Annotated in this window: 17 protein-coding genes and 4 pseudogenes; 9 read left to right on the top strand and 12 right to left on the bottom strand. The window is 60.9% G+C overall.

Annotated elements, in window-relative coordinates; genetic code table 11:
- Position 1: 1 nt before the first annotated feature.
- The 7 genes and pseudogenes from hypF to QCM77_RS33210 form a co-directional block, all read left to right on the top strand.
- Complete coding sequence (gene hypF / locus QCM77_RS33240) at positions 2-2,254, top strand: carbamoyltransferase HypF (RefSeq protein WP_279686302.1); 2,253 nt, start codon at positions 2-4, stop codon at positions 2,252-2,254.
- A complete protein-coding gene (locus tag QCM77_RS33235) occupies positions 2,254-2,490 on the top strand; it encodes a HypC/HybG/HupF family hydrogenase formation chaperone (protein WP_279686301.1) in 237 nt (78 codons plus the stop codon). The genes hypF and QCM77_RS33235 overlap by 1 nt, the downstream gene beginning before the upstream one ends.
- Positions 2,487-3,629, top strand: a complete 1,143-nt coding sequence (hypD, locus tag QCM77_RS33230; RefSeq protein ID WP_279686300.1) for a hydrogenase formation protein HypD — start codon at positions 2,487-2,489, stop codon at positions 3,627-3,629. The genes QCM77_RS33235 and hypD overlap by 4 nt, the downstream gene beginning before the upstream one ends.
- Positions 3,626-4,666, top strand: coding sequence for a hydrogenase expression/formation protein HypE (gene hypE, locus QCM77_RS33225; protein ID WP_279686299.1), 1,041 nt, complete (start codon positions 3,626-3,628; stop codon positions 4,664-4,666). Before hypD ends, hypE begins: the two co-directional genes overlap by 4 nt.
- Positions 4,667-4,674: 8 nt before the next feature.
- On the top strand, positions 4,675-5,685 hold the full coding sequence (locus tag QCM77_RS33220; RefSeq protein WP_279686298.1) for a formyltransferase family protein: 1,011 nt from the start codon (positions 4,675-4,677) through the stop codon (positions 5,683-5,685).
- Between the two features lie 9 nt (positions 5,686-5,694).
- On the top strand, positions 5,695-6,375 hold the full coding sequence (locus QCM77_RS33215; protein ID WP_347882409.1) for an enoyl-CoA hydratase/isomerase family protein: 681 nt from the start codon (positions 5,695-5,697) through the stop codon (positions 6,373-6,375).
- Positions 6,372-7,474: pseudogene (locus tag QCM77_RS33210) on the top strand (sigma-54-dependent transcriptional regulator); the annotation flags it as partial. The gene QCM77_RS33215 and the pseudogene QCM77_RS33210, both read left to right, overlap by 4 nt.
- Before the next feature lie 476 nt (positions 7,475-7,950).
- Here the strand turns inward: QCM77_RS33210 and QCM77_RS33205 are convergent.
- The 12 genes and pseudogenes from QCM77_RS33205 to bioB all read right to left on the bottom strand — a co-directional run bounded on the left by QCM77_RS33205 (position 7,951) and on the right by bioB (position 23,244).
- Complete coding sequence (locus QCM77_RS33205) at positions 7,951-8,523, bottom strand: GNAT family N-acetyltransferase (protein ID WP_279686297.1); 573 nt, start codon at positions 8,521-8,523, stop codon at positions 7,951-7,953.
- 1,206 nt (positions 8,524-9,729) lie between these two features.
- Positions 9,730-10,521 carry a polysaccharide deacetylase family protein gene (locus QCM77_RS33200; RefSeq protein ID WP_279686296.1) on the bottom strand — a complete coding sequence of 264 codons (792 nt, stop codon included), beginning with the start codon at positions 10,519-10,521 and terminating at the stop codon, positions 9,730-9,732.
- Positions 10,522-11,621: 1,100 nt separating this feature from the next.
- Complete coding sequence (locus tag QCM77_RS33195; RefSeq protein WP_511337219.1) at positions 11,622-13,616, bottom strand: methyl-accepting chemotaxis protein; 1,995 nt, start codon at positions 13,614-13,616, stop codon at positions 11,622-11,624.
- A gap of 918 nt (positions 13,617-14,534) precedes the next feature.
- Positions 14,535-14,774 carry a hypothetical protein gene (locus QCM77_RS33190; protein WP_279686294.1) on the bottom strand — a complete coding sequence of 80 codons (240 nt, stop codon included), beginning with the start codon at positions 14,772-14,774 and terminating at the stop codon, positions 14,535-14,537.
- 442 nt (positions 14,775-15,216) lie between these two features.
- Positions 15,217-15,417, bottom strand: a complete 201-nt coding sequence (locus QCM77_RS33185; RefSeq protein WP_279686293.1) for a hypothetical protein — start codon at positions 15,415-15,417, stop codon at positions 15,217-15,219.
- Positions 15,418-15,897: 480 nt separating this feature from the next.
- Positions 15,898-16,747, bottom strand: a pseudogene (panC, locus tag QCM77_RS33180) (pantoate--beta-alanine ligase).
- A 13-nt stretch (positions 16,748-16,760) separates the two neighbouring features.
- Positions 16,761-17,635 (bottom strand): annotated as a pseudogene (gene panB, locus QCM77_RS33175) (3-methyl-2-oxobutanoate hydroxymethyltransferase).
- Positions 17,636-18,844: 1,209 nt separating this feature from the next.
- Positions 18,845-20,110 (bottom strand): adenosylmethionine--8-amino-7-oxononanoate transaminase, encoded by a 1,266-nt coding sequence (locus QCM77_RS33170; protein WP_279686292.1) that lies wholly within the window; start codon positions 20,108-20,110, stop codon positions 18,845-18,847.
- The gene (gene bioD, locus QCM77_RS33165; protein WP_279686291.1) at positions 20,107-20,739 is read right to left on the bottom strand and encodes a dethiobiotin synthase; all 633 of its coding nucleotides are present in this window, start codon (positions 20,737-20,739) and stop codon (positions 20,107-20,109) included. The genes QCM77_RS33170 and bioD overlap by 4 nt, the downstream gene beginning before the upstream one ends.
- Positions 20,736-21,890 carry an 8-amino-7-oxononanoate synthase gene (locus QCM77_RS33160; RefSeq protein ID WP_279686290.1) on the bottom strand — a complete coding sequence of 385 codons (1,155 nt, stop codon included), beginning with the start codon at positions 21,888-21,890 and terminating at the stop codon, positions 20,736-20,738. The genes bioD and QCM77_RS33160 overlap by 4 nt, the downstream gene beginning before the upstream one ends.
- 80 nt (positions 21,891-21,970) lie before the next feature.
- A pseudogene (locus QCM77_RS33155) lies at positions 21,971-22,197 on the bottom strand (aspartate 1-decarboxylase); the annotation flags it as partial.
- Positions 22,198-22,248: 51 nt separating this feature from the next.
- Positions 22,249-23,244 (bottom strand): biotin synthase BioB, encoded by a 996-nt coding sequence (gene bioB, locus QCM77_RS33150; protein WP_279686289.1) that lies wholly within the window; start codon positions 23,242-23,244, stop codon positions 22,249-22,251.
- A gap of 203 nt (positions 23,245-23,447) precedes the next feature.
- Here bioB and QCM77_RS33145 point away from each other — a divergent pair, with 203 nt between their 5' ends.
- Both QCM77_RS33145 and QCM77_RS33140 read left to right on the top strand, forming a co-directional pair.
- Positions 23,448-24,080, top strand: coding sequence for a GntR family transcriptional regulator (locus QCM77_RS33145; protein WP_462804362.1), 633 nt, complete (start codon positions 23,448-23,450; stop codon positions 24,078-24,080).
- Positions 24,081-24,206: 126 nt separating this feature from the next.
- Entirely contained in the window at positions 24,207-24,566 is a 360-nt protein-coding gene (locus QCM77_RS33140; RefSeq protein ID WP_279686287.1) for a Dabb family protein, read from the top strand.
- Positions 24,567-24,587: the final 21 nt, after the last annotated feature.

The following is a 24,587-nucleotide window of genomic DNA, read 5'->3' as shown; positions in this document are numbered from 1 at the left end:
GATGGGCGGCGAGGCCACGGCGCGGGACGGACGGCGGCTGCGCCTGCACGTGCGCGGCGCGGTACAGGGCGTCGGCTTTCGCCCCTATGTCTACGGCCTCGCCACGCGCTACCGCCTCGACGGCTTCGTCGCCAACGATTCCCATGGCGTCGTCATCGAGGTCGAGGGCGAGCGCGCGTCGGACTTCGTCAGGGCACTGCCGCTGGAAAAGCCGCCGCTCGCCCGGATCGACGAGATCTCGGTGCAGCCGGTCGGGGCGGTGGCGAGCGAAGGGTTTTATATCCGCGCGAGCGACCAGGGCAGGGTGTCGACACGCATCGGCGCCGATGCCGCGACCTGTCCAAAATGCCTGAGCGAGCTGTTCGATCCAGCCAGCCGGTTCTATCGCTACCCCTTCGTCAACTGCACCCATTGCGGTCCGCGCTATACCATTGCCGAGCGGCTTCCTTACGACCGCGCGACCACGGCCATGAAGCGCTTTGCGATGTGCAAGGCCTGTGCGGGCGACTATGCCGATCCCGACAGCCGCCGCTTCCATGCTGAAGCGATCGCCTGCCCGCAATGCGGCCCGCGGCTCAGCCACGGTATCGAGGACATCGCTGCCGCGATCGCCGCAGGCAAGATCGTCGCAGTCAAGGGGCTCGGCGGTTATCAGCTCGTCTGCGATGCCCGGGACGAGGCGGCCGTGCAGCGCCTGCGCCAGCGCAAGCAGCGCGACCAGAAGCCGTTTGCCGTCATGGTCGGCTCGGTGGACGCGGTCGCCGGCATCGCCGACGCCGATGCTGCCGAGCTCGCCTTGCTCGAGACGTCGCCGCGGCCGATCGTGCTGATGACATCGCGCCATCGGCTCTCGCCAGCGATCGCGCCGGAGCTGGCGCGGATCGGCATCGCGCTGCCGGTCACTCCGCTCCTTCATTTGATCTTCGAGGCGCTGGATGCGGCGCATCCGCTCGCCGGCGAGAGCTGGGCGATCGTCGCCACCAGCGCCAATCCCGGCGGCGAGCCGCTTCTGATCGACAATCGCGAGGCCGAGCTGCGGCTTGCCGGCATCGCCGACCTCATCGTCAGCCATGATCGCGACATCGTCACCCGCGCCGACGATTCCGTGGCGGCCGTCGTCGCCGGCCGGACGCAGTTCAGCCGCCGTGCCCGCGGCTACGTGCCGGAGCCGGTTCGGCTGGCGCGACCGGTGCCGCCGATCCTTGCGGTCGGCGGCGCGTTGAAGTCGACCGTGACGGTCACGCGCGGCAGCGAGGCCTTCGTTTCCCAGCACGTCGGCGACCTCGACACCGCCGAAGGCGTCCGTGTCTTCGAGGAAACCATTGGCCACCTGCTGTCGACGCTGGACGTCGAGCCGGCGGTTATCGCCCATGATCTGCACCCGAACATAGCCTCGACCCGCTTCGCCGAAGCGAGCGGGCGGCGGCTGATCGCAGTCCAGCACCATCATGCCCATGCCGCCTCCGTGATGGCGGAGCATGGCCTCGCGGGATCTGCGTTGGCACTGGTGCTCGACGGCTTCGGCCAGGGCAGCGACGGCGGCAATTGGGGGGGCGAGCTCCTGCTGTGCGAGCGCGCGCAGTTCCGGCGGCTCGGCCATCTGGCGCCGATGAAGATGGCGGGCGGCGATCGCGCCGCGCGCGAGCCGTGGCGCATGGCTGCAAGCGCATTGCATGACCTGGCCCGCGGCAACGCGATCGCGACCCGGTTTGCGGCGCAGCCGCAGGCTGCGCGTCTCCATGCCTTGCTCGACCAGCCGGGCGTACCGGTGACGACCAGCGCCGGCCGGCTGTTCGACGCGGCGGCGGGGCTGCTCGGTCTTTGCCAGGTGCAGAGCTATGAGGGCGAAGCCGCGATGAAACTGGAGGCGCGGGTTCGCGCGCCGCGCTCCATGAAAGACGGCTGGACGATCGAGGATGGGGTGCTGTCCCTGTTTCCGTTGCTTGCGCGCCTTGCGGCCGAGGGCATCGATCCGGTCGAGGGGGCCGGGCTGTTCCATGGCACGCTCGCCGCTGCCTGCGTCGACTGGATCGCCCGTGCGGCGCGCGAGACCGGCGTCACGACCGTCGCCCTGAGCGGCGGCTGCTTTCTCAACGCGATCCTCAGTTGCGAGATCGAGCGCGGCTGTATCGCCGCCGGTCTCTTGCCGCTGCTGCCGCGGCAAGTGCCGCCCAATGACGGCGGTCTCAGCCTCGGCCAGGCCTGGATCGCCACGCTCCAATTCGAACAGTACGGCCTGGAAGGAACCGCCTGATGTGTCTCGCGATACCTGCTGAGGTCACGAGGCTCCTGCCCGACGAGATGGCGATCGTCTCGATCGACGGCGTCAGCAAGGAGATATCGGTCGCCTTGATCGAGAATCTCGCCGTCGGCGACTATGTGATCATCCATGTCGGCTATGCCCTGACGAAGATCGATCCGGAGGAGGCAATGCGGACGCTCGAACTGCTGCGCGAGCTTAGCGCCGAGGGGCAGAGAGCCGCGTCATGAAATATGCCGACGAGTTTCGCGACAAGGAGATCGCGCTCGGGCTTGCGAAAGCGATCCGCGCGGAAGCCGATCCGCAAATGCTCTATCGCTTCATGGAATTCTGCGGCGGCCATACCCACGCGATCTCGCGTTACGGCCTCGAGGACATGCTGCCGAAGAACGTGCGGATGATCCACGGCCCCGGCTGTCCGGTGTGCGTGCTGCCGGGCGGACGCATCGACATGGCGATCCGGCTCGCCGAGCGGCCGGACGTCATCCTGTGCGTCTATGGCGACCTGATGCGCGTTCCCGGCTCGCAGGGCGCATCGCTGTTGAAGGCGAAGGCGCGCGGCGCCGACATCCGCATGGTCTACTCCACCATCGACGCGATCCGGATCGCCGAGGACAATCCCGGACGCGAGGTCGTGTTCTTCGCCATCGGCTTCGAGACCACGACGCCGCCGACTGCAGTCATGATCCGGCTGGCGGAGAAGAAGCAGCTCGAAAACTTCACCGTGTTCTGCAACCACGTGCTGACGCCGCCGGCGATGCAGAACATCCTGGAAAGTCCCGACATCCGCAACATCGGCCGGGTCGAGATCGACGGTTTCGTCGGGCCGGCCCATGTCTCGACAATCATCGGCACGGCCCCTTACGAGTTCTTTGCCGAGGAGTTCGGCAGGCCCGTGGTGATCGCGGGCTTCGAGCCGCTCGACATGATGCAGGCAATCCTGATGCTGGTGCGGCAGGTCAACGAGGATAGGCACGAGGTCGAGAACCAGTACAGCCGCGCGGTGAACCGCGACGGCAATCTGCGCGCCAAGGAGGAGGTCTCCGACATCTTCGAGCTGCGCGATCAGTTCGAATGGCGGGGGCTCGGACAGGTTCCCTATAGCGGGCTGAAGCTGAAGCGCGCTTACGCCATATACGACGCCGAGGTGCGCTTCGACATGCACGAGCTGCGCGTCGACGACAATCCCGCCTGCGAATGCGGCGCCATCCTGCGCGGCGTGAAGAAGCCGGTCGACTGCAAGCTGTTCGGCACCGTCTGCACGCCGGAGACGCCCATGGGCTCCTGCATGGTCTCCTCCGAAGGCGCCTGCGCCGCACACTGGACCTATGGCCGCTTCCGCGACCACCAGCAAAGGCGTGTGTCATGAAGGCCTACCAGCGCAAGCTCGACATCAGGAACGGCTGCGTCGACCTGTCCCACGGCTCGGGCGGCCGGGCCATGGCGCAGTTGATCTCGGGTCTGTTCCACGAGGCGTTCGGCAATGAATGGCTGGCGCGCGGCAACGACCAGTCGGCATTCGACGTTGGTGCCGGGCGCATGGTGATGACGACCGACGGCTATGTGGTCTCGCCGCTGTTCTTCCCCGGCGGCAATATCGGCTCGCTTGCAGTGCACGGCACCGTCAACGATATCGCCATGGCCGGTGCACGCCCGCTCTACCTCTCTGCAAGCTTTATCATCGAGGAAGGCTTCCGCTTCGCCGACCTCAAGATGATCGCGGAATCGATGGGCGAGGCTGCGCGCATCGCCGGCGTTCACATCGTCACCGGCGACACCAAGGTGGTCGAGCGCGGCAAGGCCGATGGCCTGTTCATCTCGACCGCCGGCGTTGGGGTCGTGCCCCACGGGCTCGATCTCTCGGCGGAGAATGCCCGCGTCGGCGATCGCGTCCTGATCTCGGGCACGCTCGGCGATCACGGCGTGGCGATCATGTCGAAGCGGCAGAATCTCGCCTTCGAGACCGAGATCGTCTCGGATTCGGCGGCGCTGAACGATCTCGTCGCGAAGATGGTCGAAACCGGCGGCCTCGGCATCCGCCTGATGCGCGATCCCACCCGCGGCGGGCTTGCCGCCACGCTGAACGAGATCGCCCAGCAGTCCGACCTCGGCTTCCATCTTCGCGAGGAGGCGATCCCGGTCAAGCCTGGCGTCGCGGCAGCGTGCGAGCTGCTCGGGCTCGATCCGCTCCATGTCGCCAATGAGGGCAAGCTGGTCGCGATCGTGGCGCCCGAAAATGCTGCTGCAGTGCTGGCCGCGATGCGGGCGCATCCGCTTGGCCGCGCCGCCGCCGACATCGGCGAGGCCGTGGCCGACGATCATCATTTCGTGCAGATGGCCACGAGCTTCGGCGGCGAGCGGATCGTCGACTGGCTGTCGGGCGAGCAATTGCCGAGAATCTGTTGAGGCAAATCATGCGCATCCTGCTCCTGTCGCATTCCTTCAACAGCCTGACGCAGCGGCTGCATGTCGAGCTCAGGGATCGAGGCCACAATGTCGCGGTCGAGCTCGACATCCATGCCGAGGTCACGCGCGAGAGCGTGGCGCTGCATCGGCCGGACCTTGTGATCGCGCCGTTCCTGAAGCAGGCGATTCCCAACGACGTCTGGCGCAGCCTGCGTTGCCTGGTCGTCCATCCCGGTCCGCCCGGCGATCGCGGTCCGGCGGCGCTCGACTGGGCGATTCTGGACGGTGCAAGCGAGTGGGGCGTCACGGTCTTGCAGGCGGATGGCGAGTTCGACGCCGGTCTGGTCTGGGCGTTCCGCAGCTTCCCGATGCGGCGTGCGCCTAAGTCCAGCATCTACCGCAATGAGGTGACGTCCTGCGCGGTTGCGGCGGTGCTCGAAGCCGTCGCGGCGATCGAATCCGGACGGCCTGCCCCGCAGCCGATGGACACGGACGACCCGCGCATTCGCGTGCGCGGACCTTGCCGCCAGGCGGGCCGGGCGATCGACTGGCAGCACGACACCACCGCGACCGTGCTGCGCAAGATTGACAGCGCCGACGGTATGCCGGGCCTGGTCGACAGTCCGTCCTTCCAGGAGGTCAGGCTGTTCGATGCGCATGAGGCGCACGGCATCTCCGGCGTGCCCGGCACCGTCGTCGCGCAATGCGACGGCGCGCTGGCGCGCGCCACGGTCGATGGCGCGGTCTGGATCGGGCATGTCAGGAAGCTCGCGCCGAAGAGCCTGAAGCTGCCGGCGGCGAAACTCTTTGCCGCCGAGGCGGCGCATCTGCCGCACCGGCCCGGCTGCGGCTACGCCCCGATCCGGTATCGCGAGCATGGCGAGGTCGGCGAGCTCGCGTTCTCCTTCTACAACGGCGCCATGGCGACCGCCGACTGTGAGGCCCTGCTCGAGGCCTATCGCGCGGCGCTGGCGCGCCCGACCAGGGTGCTGCTCCTGACCGGCGGCCGGGATTATTAGTCGAACGGCATTCATCTTGCAGAAATCGAGGCGGCCGACAGCCCCGCGGATGAGTCCTGGCGCAACATCAATGCGATCGACGATCTTGCCCGCGCGATCATCGAGACCACCGACCGCCTGGTCGTCTCGGTCATTCGCGGCAATGCGGGTGCGGGCGGCGTCTTCCTGAGTCTTGCCGCCGACGAGGTCTGGGCAAGCGACCAGATCGTCCTCAATCCGCATTACAAGGACATGGGCAATCTTTACGGCTCGGAATACTGGACCTATCTGCTGCCGCGCCGTGCGGGCGCCGCGAACGCAACCCGGATCACGCAATGCCGGCTCCCGATGGGCGTGGCGGAGGCGCGGCGCCTCGGCATCGTCGATCGCGTGCTATCGGGCGAGGAGCTTGCCGATATAAGCCTCGTACAGCGCGGCGCCACCATGGCGTCGGATGCCGGCTTTGCCATGCGCCTCGCCGCCAAGCGGCAGTGGCGCGCCGCCGATGAGGCCGAGAAGCCCCTGCAATCCTACCGCGACGAGGAGCTGCGGCGGATGAAGCTGAATTTCTACGGCTTCGATCCGAGCTACCACGTCGCGCGCTACAATTTCATCCACAAGGTGCCGAAGTCGCGCACGCCGCTGACCATCGCTGGTCACCGGTCCCGGCGTGCGCCAGATCGGCCTGTCGGCATGGCGGTGCCATCGTGAGCATTCAGGGAACCATTCTCCTCGTCGACGACGAGGTCCGCTCGCAGGAGCGCTGCGGCGCGTGCTCAGGGAGGATTTCGAGGTGCTCTGCATCGGCAATGCGACCGATGCGGAGAAGCTGCTGGAGGGCGAGATTGTCCACGCGATCCTCTGCGACCAGCGGATGCCGCACGAATCCGGCGTGAGCTTCCTGAAGCGCGTCCGCGAGCTCAGGCCGGATCCGGTGCGGATGATCATTTCCGGCTATTCGGAGTCCGAGGACATCATCGCAGGACTGAACGAGGCCGGCATCTATCAATACATCACCAAGCCCTGGCAGCCGGACCAACTGGCCGAAACCGTCAAGGAGGCGGTTCAGCTCTATCGGCTGCAGAAGGAGACCGAGACCGCCGGCGTCGACGTCAAGGCGACCTCGGGGCACATCAAGAAGGTCGTCTCGGTCAAGCGCGGAGTGGCCAAGCAGCTCTGCGATTTCGACCGCATCGTGCATTCGACGCAAAGCCCGATGCACGCCGTGATCGAGCTCGGCAGGCGCGCCGCCGACTACGATATCTCGGTTCTGGTCACCGGAGAATCCGGCACCGGCAAGGAGCTTCTGGCCTGCGCGATCCATTACGGCTCGGCGCGGGCCAACAAGGCGTTCGTGGTCGAGAACTGCGGCGCGCTGCCGGACGAGCTCTTGGAACGCGATCTGTTCGGTTGCAAGAAGGGCGCCTTCACCGGCGCCTACCAGGATCGTATCGGCCTGTTCGAGGTCGCCGATGGCGGTACGATCTTCCTCGACGAGATCGGCGAGACCTCCCCGGCGTTCCAGGTCAAGCTGCTGCGTGTGCTGCAGGAGAGCGAGATCCGGCCGCTCGGCGCGCAGCGCGTGCGCAAGGTCGACGTTCGCGTGGTGGCGGCGACCAACCGCGACCTGGAGGCCGAGGTCGAGGCCGGTCGCTTCCGGCGCGACCTGTACTACCGCCTCGCCGCATTCCCGGTGCACATGCCGGCGCTACGCGAGCGCCCGATGGACATCCCGCTGATTGCGGAGGGCGTGCTGTCGGCGGTCAAGAGCTCCTTCAACCGGCCGAATCTGCGCTTTGCGCGTTCGGCGTCATCTCCACCTTCCCGAAGACAAGTCGTCTCCGGCCAAGGCCCATCATGTTTCATCATGGCCAAGGCGGCAATGCCGACAATGGCACCGCGCCCTGCGACGAAATGACGAGATGGAGGGAGCCCCTGACGGGCTTTGATCCGGACCGCCGCCTGAGAGACCCAGGCGGCGATCCAGTGCGAACTAAGCGAACTTGGGGAAGTTCTAAGGCCGCGCGAAACGCTAACCCGGCCGGTGCGTGCACATCAAGTTTCGTAGTGTTGCTCCGGCCGGAGATTCGTTGCAGCCACCAGGAAATTGCACACATCGCCAACGGAGGTTCCAACGCATCACGGCCCCTTCGCAAGCCTCAGCGCCGCCCCGCCTCGACCGCGTCCGCCAGGATCTCCTCCGACAATTGCCGATCGCTCACCGCGCGCGACAAGCCGGCATTACAAACTTCGTCGCCGGTCAACCGGGCGCCGGCAATTCGACGCTCACGCAAATCTCGCAGAAGATGAATCCGACACACCGCGGCAGAGTGCGTGTTGCCGCCGAGGATATAATCGCGATCGCCCTGCAGCATTACATTTCGCACGATGACTGGCTAAGCCGTGCAACGGCAATTTGAGGCGTGGGCCGATCTCTGCAAAACCGGCCTTCAAGTACAATGCTGAGGTGGGGCTACGGCTCCACATGGGTTGCCTCGGCGCCCCCACTTCAAGCTGGCCCCAGCCTTTTACTGTCCCCAGGCCCACCGCGGCCGCAATGAGACGCATCGCGACCCCAGACGATCGCTGATCGGGCACCACATAGAGTTCGGTGATAATGCCGTAGGTTCCGCGCGCAAAAAGCGCGGCGCCTTCCGACAACATAATGAGGCCGACCGGGCGTGCCTCCGTGAAAGCCAGAAACCCGTAGACGCGCTCTTTCATCGCCAGGAGGTCGACAACAAGCTGGGTATCTAGTTCGTCCTGCATTTGACCGCCCTCAAGTTCAGCAAGTAGGGCAGCAACCATGTGGGTCACCGTTGTGGCGTCATCGATAGACACTTCACGCGTGGTCACCATATCATATCCTCTTCCAAGCTTAACCAACATACGACCTGGTCCAGCGGCGGACGGAGGCTGCCGCAGCACCCGATTCAAAGCAGATACACTGCACGGTTGAACGTGAGATGACGCTCTAGTTCACATTGAGGTGATAGCGTCCTCGTGCCGCTCCAAAAATATCTCAGAAAGCCGAACGTAATTTGTCGAACATCGTAATGGTCGCACGGAGCCCTCTCTCCTTCTTTGGACCTGCGTGTCACCCCCATCGTGTTCATGCTCGGACGTTACAGGAGCGAGGCTGACCGCTTGCGAAAAGACTCACGCATCTGGATCTACTCTCCCCCCTCGTAGAAAGTTCGAGCGGCAGGCCGACCAGCGATTTGCCGGATCCAGTCCCGAGCAATCACATTCGACGGTCCCATCGCAATGGCCGCGCGCGTCGCAGAAGGAACGCTCATCGGGCCGCGGCAATAACTGAATTACTCACTCTGTCAAAGATGTTGGTGGGCACCATGAGAGCGTCCCTGACCGGCTTCATTGCCTGAGATCAATGCTCTCAGAGAATCGTGAAACGCGCGAGTCCAAGGCGCACTGTTTTTGGTAGTGTTTAGATAATCAGTTTTTCTAATCTCTCATCGGACGCGCCATTTGTTGCCGCGCGATGAAGAACATCACGGACGCCCGACGAACGCGTGTAACTTGGTCGTTGAGCTCGCGATTGAGGCCGGCTTCTCGCGTGTTCCTCGAATAGACAATGTCCCGTCCAGATGAGCCGGGTTCACTGCCTGCCATCGCATTGCCGTTAAATGCTTTATGAGAGCCTCGTCGGGCCGTGTCGCGCGAGATCGTTTTTGTCGTTCACTTTCATCACTTTACGATCTGTTTGTTTGGAAGACCTCTTCTAATGCTTGCGGACACGCTTACAGCGTGAGACGGTCGCGGCATTCGAGCGGAAGATCGCTTGGGTCACAAGCGGTGGGCTTCTCCATTCCAAAATCAGGAAGTGCAGCACGACGAAGATACCGAGCGGCTATGCGCCCCTGCCACTCCTGCCGGCGCGTAAACGGCAAGGATGAGGCAGACGTCTGAAGTGATCCACGTCACTTTGCGGTTCCTACCTGCCCGAAACGGCTCATGCGCGATTCCGCCTTCATCCTGCACACATGAACGACGGCTTAGTGGATTCGGGATTGCTCCACTCTGCGCCGCCGTGACACTCCGCCATCAATGCGTATCGGCATTCCTCTGCAGCGGAGCCGTCGGAACGACGTGAACGACGTGATAGCCGTTGTCGTGCAGGTACCGTAGGAAGGCGGGCATCATCGCGGCGGTATGTGCTTTGGCGTCGTGAAACAGAATGATCCCCTTCCCCTCGGCATTGAGCCGGCTGGTGATCAGCTTCAGCTCCTGGTCTGGCGTCATTTCCTCCCAGTCGCTGGCCCACAGGTCCGCTCCGAACACGACGATGCCCCGAGACTGGAGTAGCTCGAGCGTCTGAGGGGTCGAGTCGAAATAGGGGAAGCGGAAGAACGGCGTCGAAGGCGCCATTGTCGATACTCCATGGAGCGCCATTTCGTCGGCGGCAATCCCGCGATCGATGTCCTCTTTCGCCTTCTCGAAGCTGATCTTCGACGCCATCGAATGCGACCAAGTGTGGTGCGCGATGGTGTGGCCTTGCGCGGCCGCGCGCCGCGCGAGCTCGGGAAATTGGGCTGACGACTTGCCGACCAGGAAGAACGTGGCTCGGACGCACTCCTGCGCGAGCGCCGCCAGCACCTTTTCCGTGTACGGCGGCCGGGGCCCGTCGTCGAAGGTCAGCACGACCTCGTGGTCGGCCAAGGGGAGAGTTTGGGGAAAGCTCTTCAGTCCAACCCGCGGATGAGTCTTGGCGTCAACGGCGAGCACGCGCGAGGTCCCGAGTGCGTCCTTGCGCGGACAGTCGGTCGCCTCCGCAGCCGTGATGCCGGCAAGCACCGCCGTCGCGGCGCTCACAAGCAGCAGGGCCCATTCTGCCATCGAGGTCGTCCCCGAACAGGTGTCTGGTTGCGGCCTTGAACAAGTTAGTCTTGCCGTCATGGCTGGCGTTACATCATCATGCCGATGGCTTCAGCCGCCTCGTTTCCATTTCGGACTAGCTGATCCGTCGCGGTGGACCTGCGCTCAGATCGGACTATGTCGCTCCCGAGCGCATCAAATTGTCTGCAGCCAGATCATTTTCTGCTTCGTCCAATTGGAATTGGTTTGGCCGCCGCCATTGCACTTTGCCGCTCTCCACAAACGTCGGCTCGTGTAATGGTCGCGTTCGCCCTGCACAGTACCGATATGGCGATATTGATTCATACAATGGCGCGGCACTGACGCCTGAAGTCCGCGTTCTGATGCCGCTTTTCGATGGATTTCACCAACGACTGTCGGCTTGTGCCGACGGCGCCAGCAATCGACAATTACAGCGACTGACGGGCAATACCGTCAACTTCATGAGGCGACGTTCTTCCTCCAGAGGACAAGATATCGATCGAAACCGCTTAGAAACGGCGGCTTTGCCGCGAAGCCGCCAATGCTGCAGAACGCCTACTGGATGCCGACGCTCAGCAACCTTCACCGCAGCAAGACCATCGGCTTATAATTCCATATGCTCGATGTCGATCGGTTCCCTCGTCGTCGGATGCAGCCGCTAAGCGAAGGCAAAGACGAGTAGGCTCGAGCAGAGCAGCGCGAGGCCGGCCGCGGTCAGTGCCAGGGCTACCGGAAACAAGGTTATGATTGCGCATGGAAATACCCTCGATTGCACCGCAGAAGAGAGCAGCAACCGCTGCGTTGCGCCGTTTGACCGGTCAGCACCTAAATTGATATTCAAGACCAGCGCATTATTCCTGCTGTTGTTGGGGGGATAAGCATTTTTGCGTCGGGTTTACGGCTCGCTCCGCCGTCTCGCGGCGGAGATAAAGAAACCGCGCATGAGAACCGTAGGAGTGCTCAGCGCTTCCGCGTTGCAGCTCTAACAGACCCGGTCTCCTAGCATTTACCCGCCGATTCCGATAGCAGATGGGCCAACTTGGCTTCGGAAGAAAGGTCAACTTTCAGGCGTGGAGAGCTTACGACGTTGACACGCCGATTTAAGCCGCTTGAACACTGCCCAGGTAGCTGTCTAGTTCGTGCTTCAGCCGAGAGCTTTCCTCAGATAGCAGTTCGGCAGACATCAGCACCTGCATCGAAGCCCCTCCGGTTTCCTTTGCGCGGTTGGTGACTTCACCGGCGCTCGCTGCCACCTGGGTTGTCCTGGCCGCCGCTTCCTGCAAATTGAACGCAATGTTCTTGCTGGTCGCCTCCTGTTCCCCGATCGAATCGACCACGGTGATGGCGATGTCCGAGATGCGGCCGATGATGACGCCAATTTCGGTAAGCGCGACGACCGACTCAGTCGTCGCGGCCTGAATGCCGCCAATGTGCTGGCTGATCTCAACGGTCGCGTGCGCGGTTTGCGTCGCGAGCGATTTCACTTCCTGGGCGACAACCGCGAAACCTCTGCCGCGATCGCCGGCGCGCGCGGCTTCAATCGTCGCATTCAGCGCGAGCAAATTGGTTTGCCGCGCGATCGCGGCGATCAGCTGGACCACGCTGCCGATTCGCTCCGCCGCGGCCGCTAAATTAACCAGGCGCGGGTCGCTGAGTTCGGCCTTGCGAACCGCTACGCGCGCCATGTTGGCGACCTCTTCCACCTGCCGGCCCACACCGGCGATGGTTGCCGCCATTTCGCCCGTCGCGGCTGCGACACGTTGAACGTTTTCAGACGCATCCTCCGATGAGGAGGCGACCTCTATGGAGAGTTGCCGGCTGTGATCAGCGGAACTGGTAAGGCTGCGTGCGGAGACTTCAAGTTTTGTGGACGCGGACGAGACAGTGTCGATCACCTTGCCTACGGCGGCTTCGAATTCGCCGGCGAGCCGGGCGATATCGGCCTTACGCTGCTCGGCAGCGGTACGATCTTGTTCGACCTTTGCGTCGAGCTCGGCCTGCGCCCTCTCGCGAGCTCTCAGCTTGAACATTTCGACTGCCGCAGCCATCTCGCCAAGCTCATCCTTTCGGCCAAGGCCCGGGAGAACCACATCGAACCGGCCGTCGCCGAGCTGGCGCATGGCTGCCGTCATCGAAGCGACCGTTTTGGCGATGCGTTGGCCGAACAGTAAGGCGAGCAGGCCAACGACCATCGTTGCAAGCCCGATCACCCAGATCAGCTTCCGCCGATTTTCTTCAGCTCGCATTTCCGCAGCCCGCGAGCGCGCGTCAGCGGCAGACATGATCTTCACGAGCGCCGGGCGGATACGGTCGAAGATCGGCGCGAGATCGTCGACCTGGTCGCTCAGCGCTTGCTGCGTCACCATGAACGACATAAAACTCGACTTGTATGCGCGAATCAGCTCGAGGATCTGGGATTTCATCTCAGCCGGTAGGCTTGACTGAGCGAGCGCGGTTTCGAATTCCGCCGCCCGGTCAACCAGTTGATCGCCATATTTGTCTTCGCCGCGCAAGATGAAGTCTTTCTCGTGCCGGCGCATCATCAGCATCAAGATGGTCAGCCGAGGCTGGTTCAGCTCTGCCAGACGTTGTTCGACGGTGTGCACGGCTTTGCGCAGCTTGTCCTGGAATCCGTCATCTTCATTGAAGCCGAGGTTGTGTTGCGCCGAGACTACGTTCTGAAAGCGCGTTGCATAGAGATTGATCGCCGGCCGCAGGAAGGTTGCTTGCTTCAGCGGGTCATCCTCGGGCAAAGCCGTCAAAAATGCTTCGAGGCGACTCAAGTCTGCGAGCTGCCGCTCATAATTGTCCGCATACTTCTTGATCGACACTTCACTGGGCTTGCGCAGGAAATCGCTCGCGATTTGTCGGGACTCGAGAAAGCTTTGCGACAATGATGCGACATTGGCGTTGAATTGGTTGCTGTGATTCGAATCGCGCTGGACCAGGCTCGCATAATTCAGGGCGGCGGCGCAGATTGCACCGGTGACGAGGACCCCGGAAATCCCGAGCAGTGCCATTTGGCCGCGCAATCCAATGCGTAAGCCACGGCAGCCCTTTGATTGCCCGAAAATCCTCGCAGCAATTTTACTCATTTTACCCCTTCAATAAGTTCATGCCCGCGCAGTGCTTGTTATTGCGAGTGCGACGGGCGCTTTTCTATATGAGCTAAACGGGAGAGGACTTCATTCGGTCGATGACAATCTGCCAGTTAAATTACATTGATTTCAAAATCCTGAACTCGCAGTGTAGGTGAAGCACTATTGCTCAGCGTCGTGGCGAGCGAAGATTTCGACGAGCTTTGCGCCGATGATAAGGAGCCAAGCTCGCTGGGCAAAAGCGGTCCGAGGCGCGCTATATCGCCTTGAGGACACGTTGCAGATCTATCAACGTGAAATCAATTTACAGGCCGATGAGATGCGAACTGCCAGAACAGCCCGGTAGTAGCTCACAGCGTGCGACACGTTGATCATTTTCGCATAAAAGATGCGAAGCATGCGCGAAAAACGCCGCCAAGCGGCGCTGAATTCGGTTGTCCGATCACTCAAGCGCGGGATCAAAGATGATTGACGCGCTCGCAACGGTGATTCTCTGACAAGCTTGGAGCTCTCGATGAGTGATCGATCTGCTCATCTCGATACCCCTTCAAGCGTTTTCCTCCCCGACTTGGCCGCGCGTAATGTTCGCGCGGCCTTTTTCCGCATCCAACAAGGTGCCGGTCGATATGCAGGCTTCAGCCGGTTTTTAACGGAAAAAACGTGGAACGCTGTTAGGACGCAAGGCCAGGCCCCAGTCGCCTCATCGAGGCTCCCTTTTTAAGTTCAGGCGACGAAGTCAAGTAAGCGTGAATCTCTACTCGTCCATCGCGCGCCCATTCTGTCGACGCTATGGCCCTTAGATGACCTCGACAGTTCGACTGTCTGGGAACATCACGGCGCCTCGCCCTGGACGCGCGATCGCCCCTCCCATAAGCCAAACCGATCGTTTCGAGTGTCGCCCGCCACTGCCGACGCTCAGTGCTGACGTCTCATCCATGACGGGACCGGATCGAGTGGCGTGCGATAGATCTCAGCGTTCTCGGGGCTGGTGACCCGAACCGCACAGCCTTTGGCCTTCAGGTCCGGATGTACAATAGACAGTTCGGTCGCGAGCTGGTCCGCTCGGTCGGAGGCAACCTCGATATTTTCGAGAATGAGGCCGCCTTGATTTTTGTACTCCTCGTCAATCACGAGATCAAAAGAGTAGTACGGCATCCGAAGGTCTCCCATTTCATCGGATTCGTCCCTTGGGGCGCATCCTCACCTCCACTCAGGCTTCGTCAGATGGTTCCAGTCGTTCGTATGGAGAGAGATAACTAGGAGCCGCATCGGCTCTACCGACAAGACAGTCAGTTCTCAGGGTTCGACTTATCAGGATCTCTTGCAGTAACATTTATCGGCTTCCTAAAAGCGAAATTCGCTAATCTCGGCCCTCGCATCGACGAAAATCTGCGCCAGCTCGGCAGAATGCAAGTTTTCCGTGCGGTCATGGCGTCAACTTTTTGGGCCAACGCGGACAAGGCAGGAGACAGCCAAAATGGCCATGTCACGCTTAAGCTCAGCATCGGTGCGGCCTCGACCAGATAGCTCACCAGTATCTTCAGAACTGTGATCTGGAAATTCAACTGAGTGGCAACATCGTGTCTGTTGTCTACGCCTACCCCCACATGGTCGGTCTTTCGGAAAGGGCTTCGCGGCCGATCTGTTTGAGGCGGTCGGACGTCGTCTCACCTCTGATGGCGGCTTCCAGAAGCTTCGAGGCGACGTAAGTGCGGGCACCGGTATCATGCGGGGAAAGGCTCTCGCAGACCTCGTCCAGGATCGCGCGCAGAAGCGCGGTGGTAGCGGCATCCAACATTTGGAGATCTCCCCCGTCCCTAGTGAGAAAGATAATGCACATTTCGCGTTTCGCGGTTCAAGTCTGTTTGATCGGGTAAGAAATCTGCGACTTCCGCGCCCCCACCAAGCCGTCTCCACCTTCTCTTTCTGCTTCTCACATGACACGTTTTCTCGGCTTGTGCCGGTGTTCGATTGCGGCTTGTCCAGCCGCGATCGCGCTTACGTTTCGATGGACTTCACCGCATCGATGGCGCGATTGTGCTGGTCGGCGAAATCGCCGTGGCCGCCATCTTGATCGCCTGAGATGGGCGGCTAATACGTCTGTCATACCGTTCCGCGAGGTCCCAGCACTCTCTTTCTGATGAAAGGGTCTGCCTTGTCCGCTAGATCGCGAATAATCCGAGCCCGGTCCCTCAAAAACTGTTCGTGGACGAAAACACCCATTCATTGCAAACATCAGTATCTCTGAGCTCATTCCGTCGTTTTGTTGTGAGTAACGCTAAGGAGTTGGCAACGGTAGTATCACGTTGTCGATTAGACGCGTCGAGCCGACGTAGGCTGCGGCGCATAGTGCAGCGGTACGCCGAAGAGGACTCTCGGCGGGCTTGAGCGTATCAGGGTCGACAAGCTCAAGGTACTGCGTCGATCGACCGTATTCAACTGCTCCTTTGCGATCGCAATCAGCTGTTCCACGTCGCGCTCTCCTGAGCGAAACTTATCCGCTGCGGCGAACAGCCCACGGCTGGTGGCAAGAGCGCGCCAACGTTCTTCCTCGCTTAGGTAGCGGTTGCGACTGCTCATCGCGAGTCCGTCCGGTTCCCGGACGGTTTGCACGGTGACGATCTCAATTGAAGGTTGAGGTCAATTGCCATGCGGCGCACCACCGCGCATTGCTGAAAATCCTTTTGTCCAAAAAACGCGACATTCGGCTGCACCATGTTGAATAGCTTGCCAACGACAGTCGCCACCCCACGAAAATGCCCAGGCCTGAAAGCTCCGCACATTGGTTTTGCGAGCTCGCCCGGTTCGACGAAGGTCTCAAATTGAGCCGGATAAATCTCCTGTATATCCGGCGCAAAGACGATCGCAACGCCCGCATCGCGACACAGCTCTTGATCGCGCAGGAAGTCGCGCGGATAGGTGCTGAGATCCTCATTGGGCCCGAATTGAGTAGGATTGACGAAAATGCTAACTACGGCGACGTCGCATTGCGTCCGGCTGGCCTCGACCAGCGCCAGATGGCCGTCGTGTAGATAGCCCATCGTCGGCACAAGTCCGACGCGTTTATCGGCGCTGCGAACCTCTGCGAGCGCGCGACGAAGCTCTGCGACCGTCGTGATCGTTTGCATGTTGTACTTTACATCAGGTTGGATTGGAGGGTGTCCAGTTCGCGACCGTGTCGCGAAGGCCTTCAGGAAGCCGACAGGACTCTTGCGGTGTCGGGAATGTACCGTTGCGGACATCGGCTGCCCAACGCGACAGGGCCTCCTGTAACAACTGGAAACCATTGGCATAAGCGCGAACAAATTTTGGGGCGATGACCTTCAGTCAATCCCAGCACATCGTGAAAGACGAGCACCTGGCCTGAGCAGCCAGGACCCGCACCGATTCCAATGGTCGGTATCCTCAGGGATTCGGTCGCTCGCGCCGCGAGCTCAGCCGGAATACCCTCCAGGACGAGAGCCGAAACAGCCGGCCTCCTGTAGATGGTGGGCGTCATCGAGCAGGCGCAAGGCGTCATCGGAGTTCCGGCCCTGCACCTTGAACCCCCCCATGACATTGACGCTCTGAGGGGTGAGGCCGAGGTGGCCCATCACAGGAATCTCGCAATCGATCAGGGCGCGCACTATTTCGATACGCTTGGCACCCCCCTCGAGTTTGACAGCGTCGGCCCCGCGCTGCAGGAAGCCTCCGGCATTACGAATCGTCTCCGCTGGACTGAGATGGAAGCTAAGAAGGGGCATATCGGCCACGAGCAAGACACGAGGCTTTGTGCGTACAACGGCTTCGAGGTGATGGTTCATCATCGCCATGCTGACCGGCAATGTATCATCGAATCCAAGACAGACGTTGCCGACGCTATCCCCGATAAGGATGACATCTATGATCGGATCGGAGATGCGTGCCGTAACCGCGTCGTAAGCGGTGGTCATCGCGATACGACGGCCCTCCTCCTTCCATCGCTGCAGGAGTGGAATCGTGACGCGTTCAACAGGCAGCTCTGAAATGTGGCTCATCTTAGATCGCGATCCACCCCGCATGCTTGGGAGTCGGCGCTTCCTTGGGAAGGCGAGAGGAAGCTGTCAATGGGGAGACGGAAAAAGGAAATTACCTCTCCACGGTCACGGACAGACGCATCAAACCCTCCAATGATCGCGCGGTCATCAAATAAGAACTTCTCAGCCGTTCTTCCTCATGCGGAGCGGCTTTGGGTCACGCTGGCGCACACCGCGCGACTCAGCCCAGCTCAAACCGAGGGAGGTCGCTCAGCCGCGGACGGCTCGTCGGCATGCGCGGCTGTGCTGATCCATGACATCGAGGCCGCCCCGACCTGAAGCCAGAACGAAGCCGCACCTAGCAAGGCTGCGAGCCCAAGAGGAACGAGACCTTTCGTGCCGGAATTAGAATCGGCACGCGCGGTAAGGTACGGGAAGGCGATATCCATTAAGTGGCAGCGTCGGTAGCAATCGTAGTTGCAATATTCTCTCCGCGTTACCACCTCTCGCACGTAACCCGGACCTAAGGACCAGGAACATTCGGTGCAGGTTCTGTCGCCGCGCAGGGTCCTTTGATTCACGAGTATAAATTTCATAGCGTGGCCCCGTTAAGCCATGTATTAAGCCGCTCGCAGCCAGCGAAACCATTGATGGTCGGCCTCCCGGCGGGCCTTGAAGCGGTCGACGCATTTCTTGGAGCAAAGGGCCGTACGCCAGCAGTAGTAGCGGATCAACCCGAACCTTCCACCGCATACCGCGCAGCACTTTACTGAACCGTGGTGCGAACCATGAGAACTGTTGCGCATTTCTCGCCTCCTGTCTGGATTACGTGGATAGCCCCCTTTCCTTCGCTGCAACACCACGCCCGCACGGGAAGTGCGGCGCGGGCGATGCCTAGTCTCGCGGCTTGTACGGACACCGGGCGCAAGAGTTTGAGCTCTGAATTGCGCCTCCTTGGCGAGGCGACACGCTCCATCGGCGTGCTTCGCTAGCCAAGTATTGATTACCAAATCTAACGATATTTCGATCTTGATTTATGCAATGAGTTACGCGTTGACGCTTGAATCCCGCGTGCGGGCGGCTTTCCTCGACGGAATTCAGCTGGTGATGATGGCGTGCCTACAGCAACTCAATCAGAACCACCCTCTTTGCCTTTACGCGGTCAAAGGGTGGTAATCAGAAACCCGACGGCCGAACCTTGGATTCTCCCTCGCTGAACGCCAAGACCACTTAAGCTAGCGCATCGGCGGCATCTGTGATGCCGAGGTAGATTTCATGAAGATCTGCCCCTGTGACGCAATATGGTGGCATTACATAGATCGTATTGCCGAGCGGGCGCAGCAGCAGATTTCGGTCTTTGAAGAAAGCCTGAAGCTTCGGACCGACACCCGCGAGATAGCCTGCACCCTTCGTTTTCAGATCGAGCGCTGTAATCGTGCCGCTCCGACGGACGTTTGCAAAGCGCGGATCGGCGCGGAATGACTCAATTGCCTGCTCTTGCATCGCCGCGACCGACGCCAGGCGTTGGCGAGATTCCGGATCTTGCCAGAGATCCAGGTTGGCCTTTGCGGCGGCGCAGGCCACTGGATTTGCCGTATATGAACTTGAATGAAAGAACGTACGTGTCCGATCTTTCGAATAGTGCGCGTCGAAAATATCCGCGCGACATAGTGTCACCGCGAGTGGAAGCGCCCCTCCCGTGAGGCCCTTCGAATAGCAGGCGATATCGGGGGTGACATTGGCTTGCTCGCAGGCGAATAGTGTTCCGGTGCGACCCCAGCCTGTCATGACCTCGTCGGCAATGAACAGGACGTCCGAGGCCTCGCAGATCCGCCTCATCTCTCGTAGCACCCAGGCTGGGTACATCAGCATCCCGCCCGACCCCAATATTAGAGGCTCCACAACAAAAGCTGCCGGAACTTCGTTGCGACATACAGACTCGAGCGCATCGAGCGTCGCCTGTTCATGACCTCTCCCAGGGAACGGGATTGACGTAACGTCGAATAGCAGGGGCCTGTACGCCGCGTTGAACACACCACGGGCGCCAACCGACATCGCCCCTATCGTATCGCCATGGTAGGAATGTTGCATCACGACGATGCGCGTCCGCTTCTTCCCGATGTTGTGCCAGTAGCCGAGCGCCATCTTTAACGCGACTTCCACACTGGTCGAGCCACTATCAGAAAAGAAGACATGCTCAAGTCCACGGGGCGCAACTTTCAAAAGCAGTGCCGCAACCTCCTCAGCTGGTTCGTGGGTGTAGCCTGCGAAGATGATCTGGTTGAGCTTGCCTGCCTGTTCCTGGATGGCGCTCACGATATGTGGATGGCAATGGCCGTGGGTCACCACCCACCAAGATGATATAGCATCGATAATTCGACGACCATCAGCGGTGTGGAGATAGGCGCCATCTGCACGTATAACCTTTGTCATCTCCTCTTGGAGAGCGTGTTGTGTGAACGGATGCCAGATCGGCGACTTCGGCTTCGTCCTCATTGCTTGAATTGATCGGCACGGAACGAGCTTTTAAAGGCGGCCTGCAGCGTGTCTGCTGTGAGGGGAGACAGCCAGGGCAATCGCCCTAACCAACGCGCCCGCCCAATCTCCCGAATTGCGATCTGGGTCTCAGCATTTGGTTCCCCAATGAAGGCAATGCCAAGAATAGGGATCTGGCGCTTTCGCAGAGCCTCTATCGACAGCAGCGAATGATTGATGGTGCCTAGTGCCGTGCTCGCGCAAAGCACGACCGGAAGCCGCCATCGCTCGAAGACATCAATGTAGAGTGTATCGCCCCTCAGCGGCACCATCAAGCCGCCAGCGCCCTCAATCACTAACGGTCGCTCCCCGGTGTCCGGCACATCGAGCAAATCTGGCTCAATGCAAATTCCATCAATTTCAGCGGAATGATGAGGCGAAACGGGCGTTTGAAGGCGATAACGCTCCGGCACGATGCGATCGGACGAGAGATTGCCCAGTCGCGCGACGAGCTCGGCATCAGTCTCTCCTTCGAGGCCGGCCTGAATCGGTTTCCAATAGTTCGCGCCGAGGAGATCGGCGAGCCCCGCGGAAAACACCGTCTTCCCGATTCCCGTATCGGTGCCTGTGACCACGATCTGCTGCCTCATCGCGCTTCACCTCTGGTCTCCTCGAACAGAGCATCGAGCATTGCACGCACGTCATCCTCCCCAACGTTGAGCGTCAGTGAAATTCGCAAACGCGCCGTGTCCGCCGGCACGGTTGGCGGCCGGATTCCTCGGATATCGAACCCGCGAGCCTGCAGTCTTGACGCGAGCCGCATCGCTCGTGCGTTGTCGCCAACGATATACGGCACGATTTGCGAGGCCGAAGGACTTCGCCAACCGCGCAAACCCATCTCCCGATGCGTGAACGCGACCAGCTTGGCCAGACGCTGCTGCCGCTCAGGTTCATGTTGCAGGATGAAGAGTGCCTCCCGCACGGCGACAGCCATCAGCGGTGAGGGGGCGGTGGCGAAGATAAATGGACGGCAGCGATTGACCATAAAGTCGCGTAGCACGCCGGAGGCAGTGACAAGTGCACCTGCCGCACCGAGCGCTTTGCCGCAGGTATGAACGACCAGGAGATTGTCGCGTCCCTCATAAGGCGCGGTGAGCCCTCGTCCCTGCTCTCCGTAAACGCCTGTGGCATGAGCCTCATCCACCATCAGGAACGCGTCGTACCGGTCCGCGATCGCAACCAGGCCTTCGAGCGGGGCGAAATCGCCATCCATGCTGTAGAGACTTTCGGCCACGATCCAGACGCGACCCGTTCCGCCCTCGGCCCGCCAGTCACGAATTGTGTCCTCGACCGACTGGGCGTCGTTATGGTCGCTTATCCGAAACTCGGCCCGGCCAGCTCGCGCGCCTTCATGAATACTTGCGTGCACCAGAGAATCGAGAACAAGCAAATCGCTCCGCTGTGGCAACGTTGTTAGGACAGCAAAATTTGCGATATACCCGCCACCAAGGAAAAGCGCCGTCTCCGCCCCAAAGAACTGAGCCGCTTCTGCTTCGAGAGTTTCGTGTTCGTCGCAATTGCCGCGCAGAAGCCGCGACCCGCCGGCTCCGATCGGTGTGCCGGCTTCTAGCGCGGCGTAAACAGCCTTTTTCATCCGCGGCGCGCTCGCGAGCGCCAGATAATCGTTCGACGCAAAATCGATGCCCGCGCGCGGCTTGAGGCCACGCAGCCGGTTGTCTACCTTCAGGGCATGCAAGGCCGCGACATAGTCGCCAACTTTGGCCTTGTGGATTGAATTCATTCTTCACTCGCAAAGTAGCGGTCGATCTCGCGAAAGTTCTGATGGCCGCTAATAATCTTGTCTCCGGGCATCGCAAGTCACGCAGCCGCTCCGTTCAAATCTATGATGCCAGATCCGCGGGCGCTTCCTCCACATAGGCAGCGAAGCGCGCTCCGGTTTCGATGTTGTCGATTTCGACGCGTTCGTTGATCAGGAATCCTGCCGCATCCAGCAGTGCACGATCAATCGAAATCGAGCCATCACTGTGCAGATCGGCTTCAGTCGCCGAAGCGCGAAGGATTTTGCCTTTCATCAACGCAATCTGCATTTCTCACCTAAACCGGAGTCTGCGCACAGCGTGCTCCTTGAGCTGCTTCAATCAGGCAAGCCCGGACGTGACGCCGAGCCGGTCCAGTAAATTCGCGTCGCGGTCGCGCCGCGGGTTTTTGGTGGTCAACAGCACATCGCCGATGAAGATCGAATTCGCGCCGGCCAAAATGCACAGCGCCTGCTGTTCATCGGTCATATACTGCCGTCCAGCGGACAACCGCACGACACTCTTAGGCATCATTATCCGGGCGGTCGCGACCAGGCGCACCAGCGCGATCGGATCGGGACGCTCCGCGGTGTCATTGACCGGCACGCCCTTGACCTCGTTCCACAGGTTAATCGGCACGCTTTCCGGATGGCTGGGAAGATTGGCGAGTAGCACGAGCATGCCGAGCCGGTCCTCGACGCGCTCACCCATGCCGACGATACCGCCACAACAGACCTTCATGCCGGCGTCGCGCACGTGTGCCAGTGTGTCGATGCGATCTTGCAGGGCGCGGGTGGTGATGATCTTGTCGTAGAACTCGGGCGAGGTATCGACGTTGTGATTGTAGAAGTCGAGCCCCGCCTCGGAGAGCCGGGTGGCCTGCTTCGACGTCAGCATGCCGAGCGTGACGCAGGTTTCCATGCCAAGGTCTTTAACAGCGCTGATCATGTCGCAGACCTGATCGAGATCTCGGTCTTTCGGACTGCGCCAGGCCGCGGCCATGCAGAAGCGCGTCGCGCCAGCGTCCTTGGCGCACTGGGCGATGGCGACCACTTCGGCGCGATCCATCAGGCGGGCGGCTTTCAGGCCGGTGTCGTAATGCGCGCTCTGCGAGCAGTAGCCGCAGTCTTCCGGACAGCCGCCGGTCTTGATGCTGAGCAGGCTTGCTGTTTCGACGTGGCTTGGATCGAAGTTCTTCCGATGAACGCTCTGCGCCTGGAACATCAGGTCGGCAAACCGCAGGCCATAGAGCGCTTCGGCCTCGGCGCGCTGCCAGTCATGGCGGACCGGCGCGCTGTTGGGCCCGTCATTCCGTTCCGCTCCGACGGCAGCAACCATAAGTCTCGCCTTTCCTTATTATAGATAATCCCGGCTATTATCTATAATGTGGCCGCCCGTTGCCTGCTTTGCCTCTTCGACATGAAACATAACCGTATGCCGACGACCAAAGACCGCGAAAGTCTGCGGGGATTGCAGAAATTCTGCAAAACGAGCGGGCTTATGCCGATCATCGACGGAGGGGTAATGATAGATAATCTATGATGACTGACGAGAACACGACGGTTGCGGTGCGCATTGCGGAGTCAATCGGTGAGCGCATCCTCAGCGGCGCGCTGCAGCCAGACGCCCCACTCCGGCAGGATCATGTCGCGCGGGAATTCAATTCCAGTCACGTCCCGGTGCGCGAGGCTTTTTGGCAACTGGAGGCCCGACATCTTGTCGTCACCGTGCCCCGTCGCGGTGTGCGGGTTGCCCCGCTCGACACCAATTCAGTGAAGGAGATCGCCGAGATGCGTGCTGCGCTCGAAGTGGTCGCGTTGCGCAATGCAGCCGCAAAACTCACATCGGCCCATTTGGCACGGATTGAGCTCGCCCTGATTGAAGCAGACAATGCCCTGACCATTCAGGAGTTTGAGACGGCCAACCGCGCCTTTCACTACGCGCTGGTGGCGCCCTGCGCGATGCCGCGCCTACTCGCGAGCCTTGACGGACTACAACTCGCAAATTCACGATTAGTGTTCGCTATGGCGCGAAGTGTCGGCTGGCGACCACGATCCAACCAGGATCACCGCCTAATTCTGCAGGCACTTCGAGCGCGCAACGTTGATCAAGCCTGTAACCTGCTGGCACGCCACATTCAAACGATTGAGCGCCTTGCCCTTCCCGCTTCCTGAGCATGAGCTTCGTTGAAAACTGCGGACTATCGCAAGGGCGTCACACTACCGCTTTGGCGAGCGTTGCGGCGGCCTCGATCCTAAGCTAGTTATGCGACCTACTTCCGAAATTACTAACGGCTATCCATGATTCGTCACATCGTCTTGTTCACCGCCAAGGATAAGGCCCATATCGACCAAATCGTCGAAGGCCTATCGGTACTCACCACAATCCCACATGCAAGCCGGCTCGAGGTTGCTCGCAATCGCAAGTCCGACCGGTTCGGCAACGATGTTGACGTTGTGGTCTACGGTGAGTTCGACAACGAGACGGAACTCGCAGCTTACAAGGCGCATGATCTGTACCAGGAATCGATCAGGCGGGTACGACCGCTCCGGGAGCTACGGTTCGCGGCGGACTACAATGTATCAACAGATGCGCGTTTGGCCCCGACGGCAGCGAAGAGCCAAGTTACTCGGCGCACTGTGTCCACGGGCGGGGGTTAACCTGACAATCGATTTCAAGAG

This window comes from Bradyrhizobium nivariense, from assembly GCF_029846695.2.
Lineage (GTDB): Bacteria > Pseudomonadota > Alphaproteobacteria > Rhizobiales > Xanthobacteraceae > Bradyrhizobium.
This window is presented reverse-complemented; position numbering and strand designations above follow the sequence as displayed.

Coding starts and splice junctions, on each gene's coding strand:
- QCM77_RS33140 (WP_279686287.1), top strand. CDS start 24,207: ATGATTCGTCACATCGTCTTGTTCACCGCCAAGGATAAGGCCCATATC.
- QCM77_RS33235 (WP_279686301.1), top strand. CDS start 2,254: ATGTGTCTCGCGATACCTGCTGAGGTCACGAGGCTCCTGCCCGACGAG.
- bioD (WP_279686291.1), bottom strand. CDS start 20,739: ATGAGGCAGCAGATCGTGGTCACAGGCACCGATACGGGAATCGGGAAG.
- hypE (WP_279686299.1), top strand. CDS start 3,626: ATGAAGGCCTACCAGCGCAAGCTCGACATCAGGAACGGCTGCGTCGAC.
- QCM77_RS33160 (WP_279686290.1), bottom strand. CDS start 21,890: ATGAATTCAATCCACAAGGCCAAAGTTGGCGACTATGTCGCGGCCTTG.
- QCM77_RS33185 (WP_279686293.1), bottom strand. CDS start 15,417: ATGTTGGATGCCGCTACCACCGCGCTTCTGCGCGCGATCCTGGACGAG.
- QCM77_RS33145 (WP_462804362.1), top strand. CDS start 23,448: ATGACTGACGAGAACACGACGGTTGCGGTGCGCATTGCGGAGTCAATC.
- bioB (WP_279686289.1), bottom strand. CDS start 23,244: ATGGTTGCTGCCGTCGGAGCGGAACGGAATGACGGGCCCAACAGCGCG.
- QCM77_RS33200 (WP_279686296.1), bottom strand. CDS start 10,521: ATGGCAGAATGGGCCCTGCTGCTTGTGAGCGCCGCGACGGCGGTGCTT.
- QCM77_RS33205 (WP_279686297.1), bottom strand. CDS start 8,523: ATGGTGACCACGCGTGAAGTGTCTATCGATGACGCCACAACGGTGACC.
- QCM77_RS33190 (WP_279686294.1), bottom strand. CDS start 14,774: ATGCCGTACTACTCTTTTGATCTCGTGATTGACGAGGAGTACAAAAAT.
- QCM77_RS33170 (WP_279686292.1), bottom strand. CDS start 20,110: ATGAGGACGAAGCCGAAGTCGCCGATCTGGCATCCGTTCACACAACAC.
- hypF (WP_279686302.1), top strand. CDS start 2: ATGGGCGGCGAGGCCACGGCGCGGGACGGACGGCGGCTGCGCCTGCAC.
- QCM77_RS33220 (WP_279686298.1), top strand. CDS start 4,675: ATGCGCATCCTGCTCCTGTCGCATTCCTTCAACAGCCTGACGCAGCGG.
- QCM77_RS33195 (WP_511337219.1), bottom strand. CDS start 13,616: ATGAGTAAAATTGCTGCGAGGATTTTCGGGCAATCAAAGGGCTGCCGT.
- hypD (WP_279686300.1), top strand. CDS start 2,487: ATGAAATATGCCGACGAGTTTCGCGACAAGGAGATCGCGCTCGGGCTT.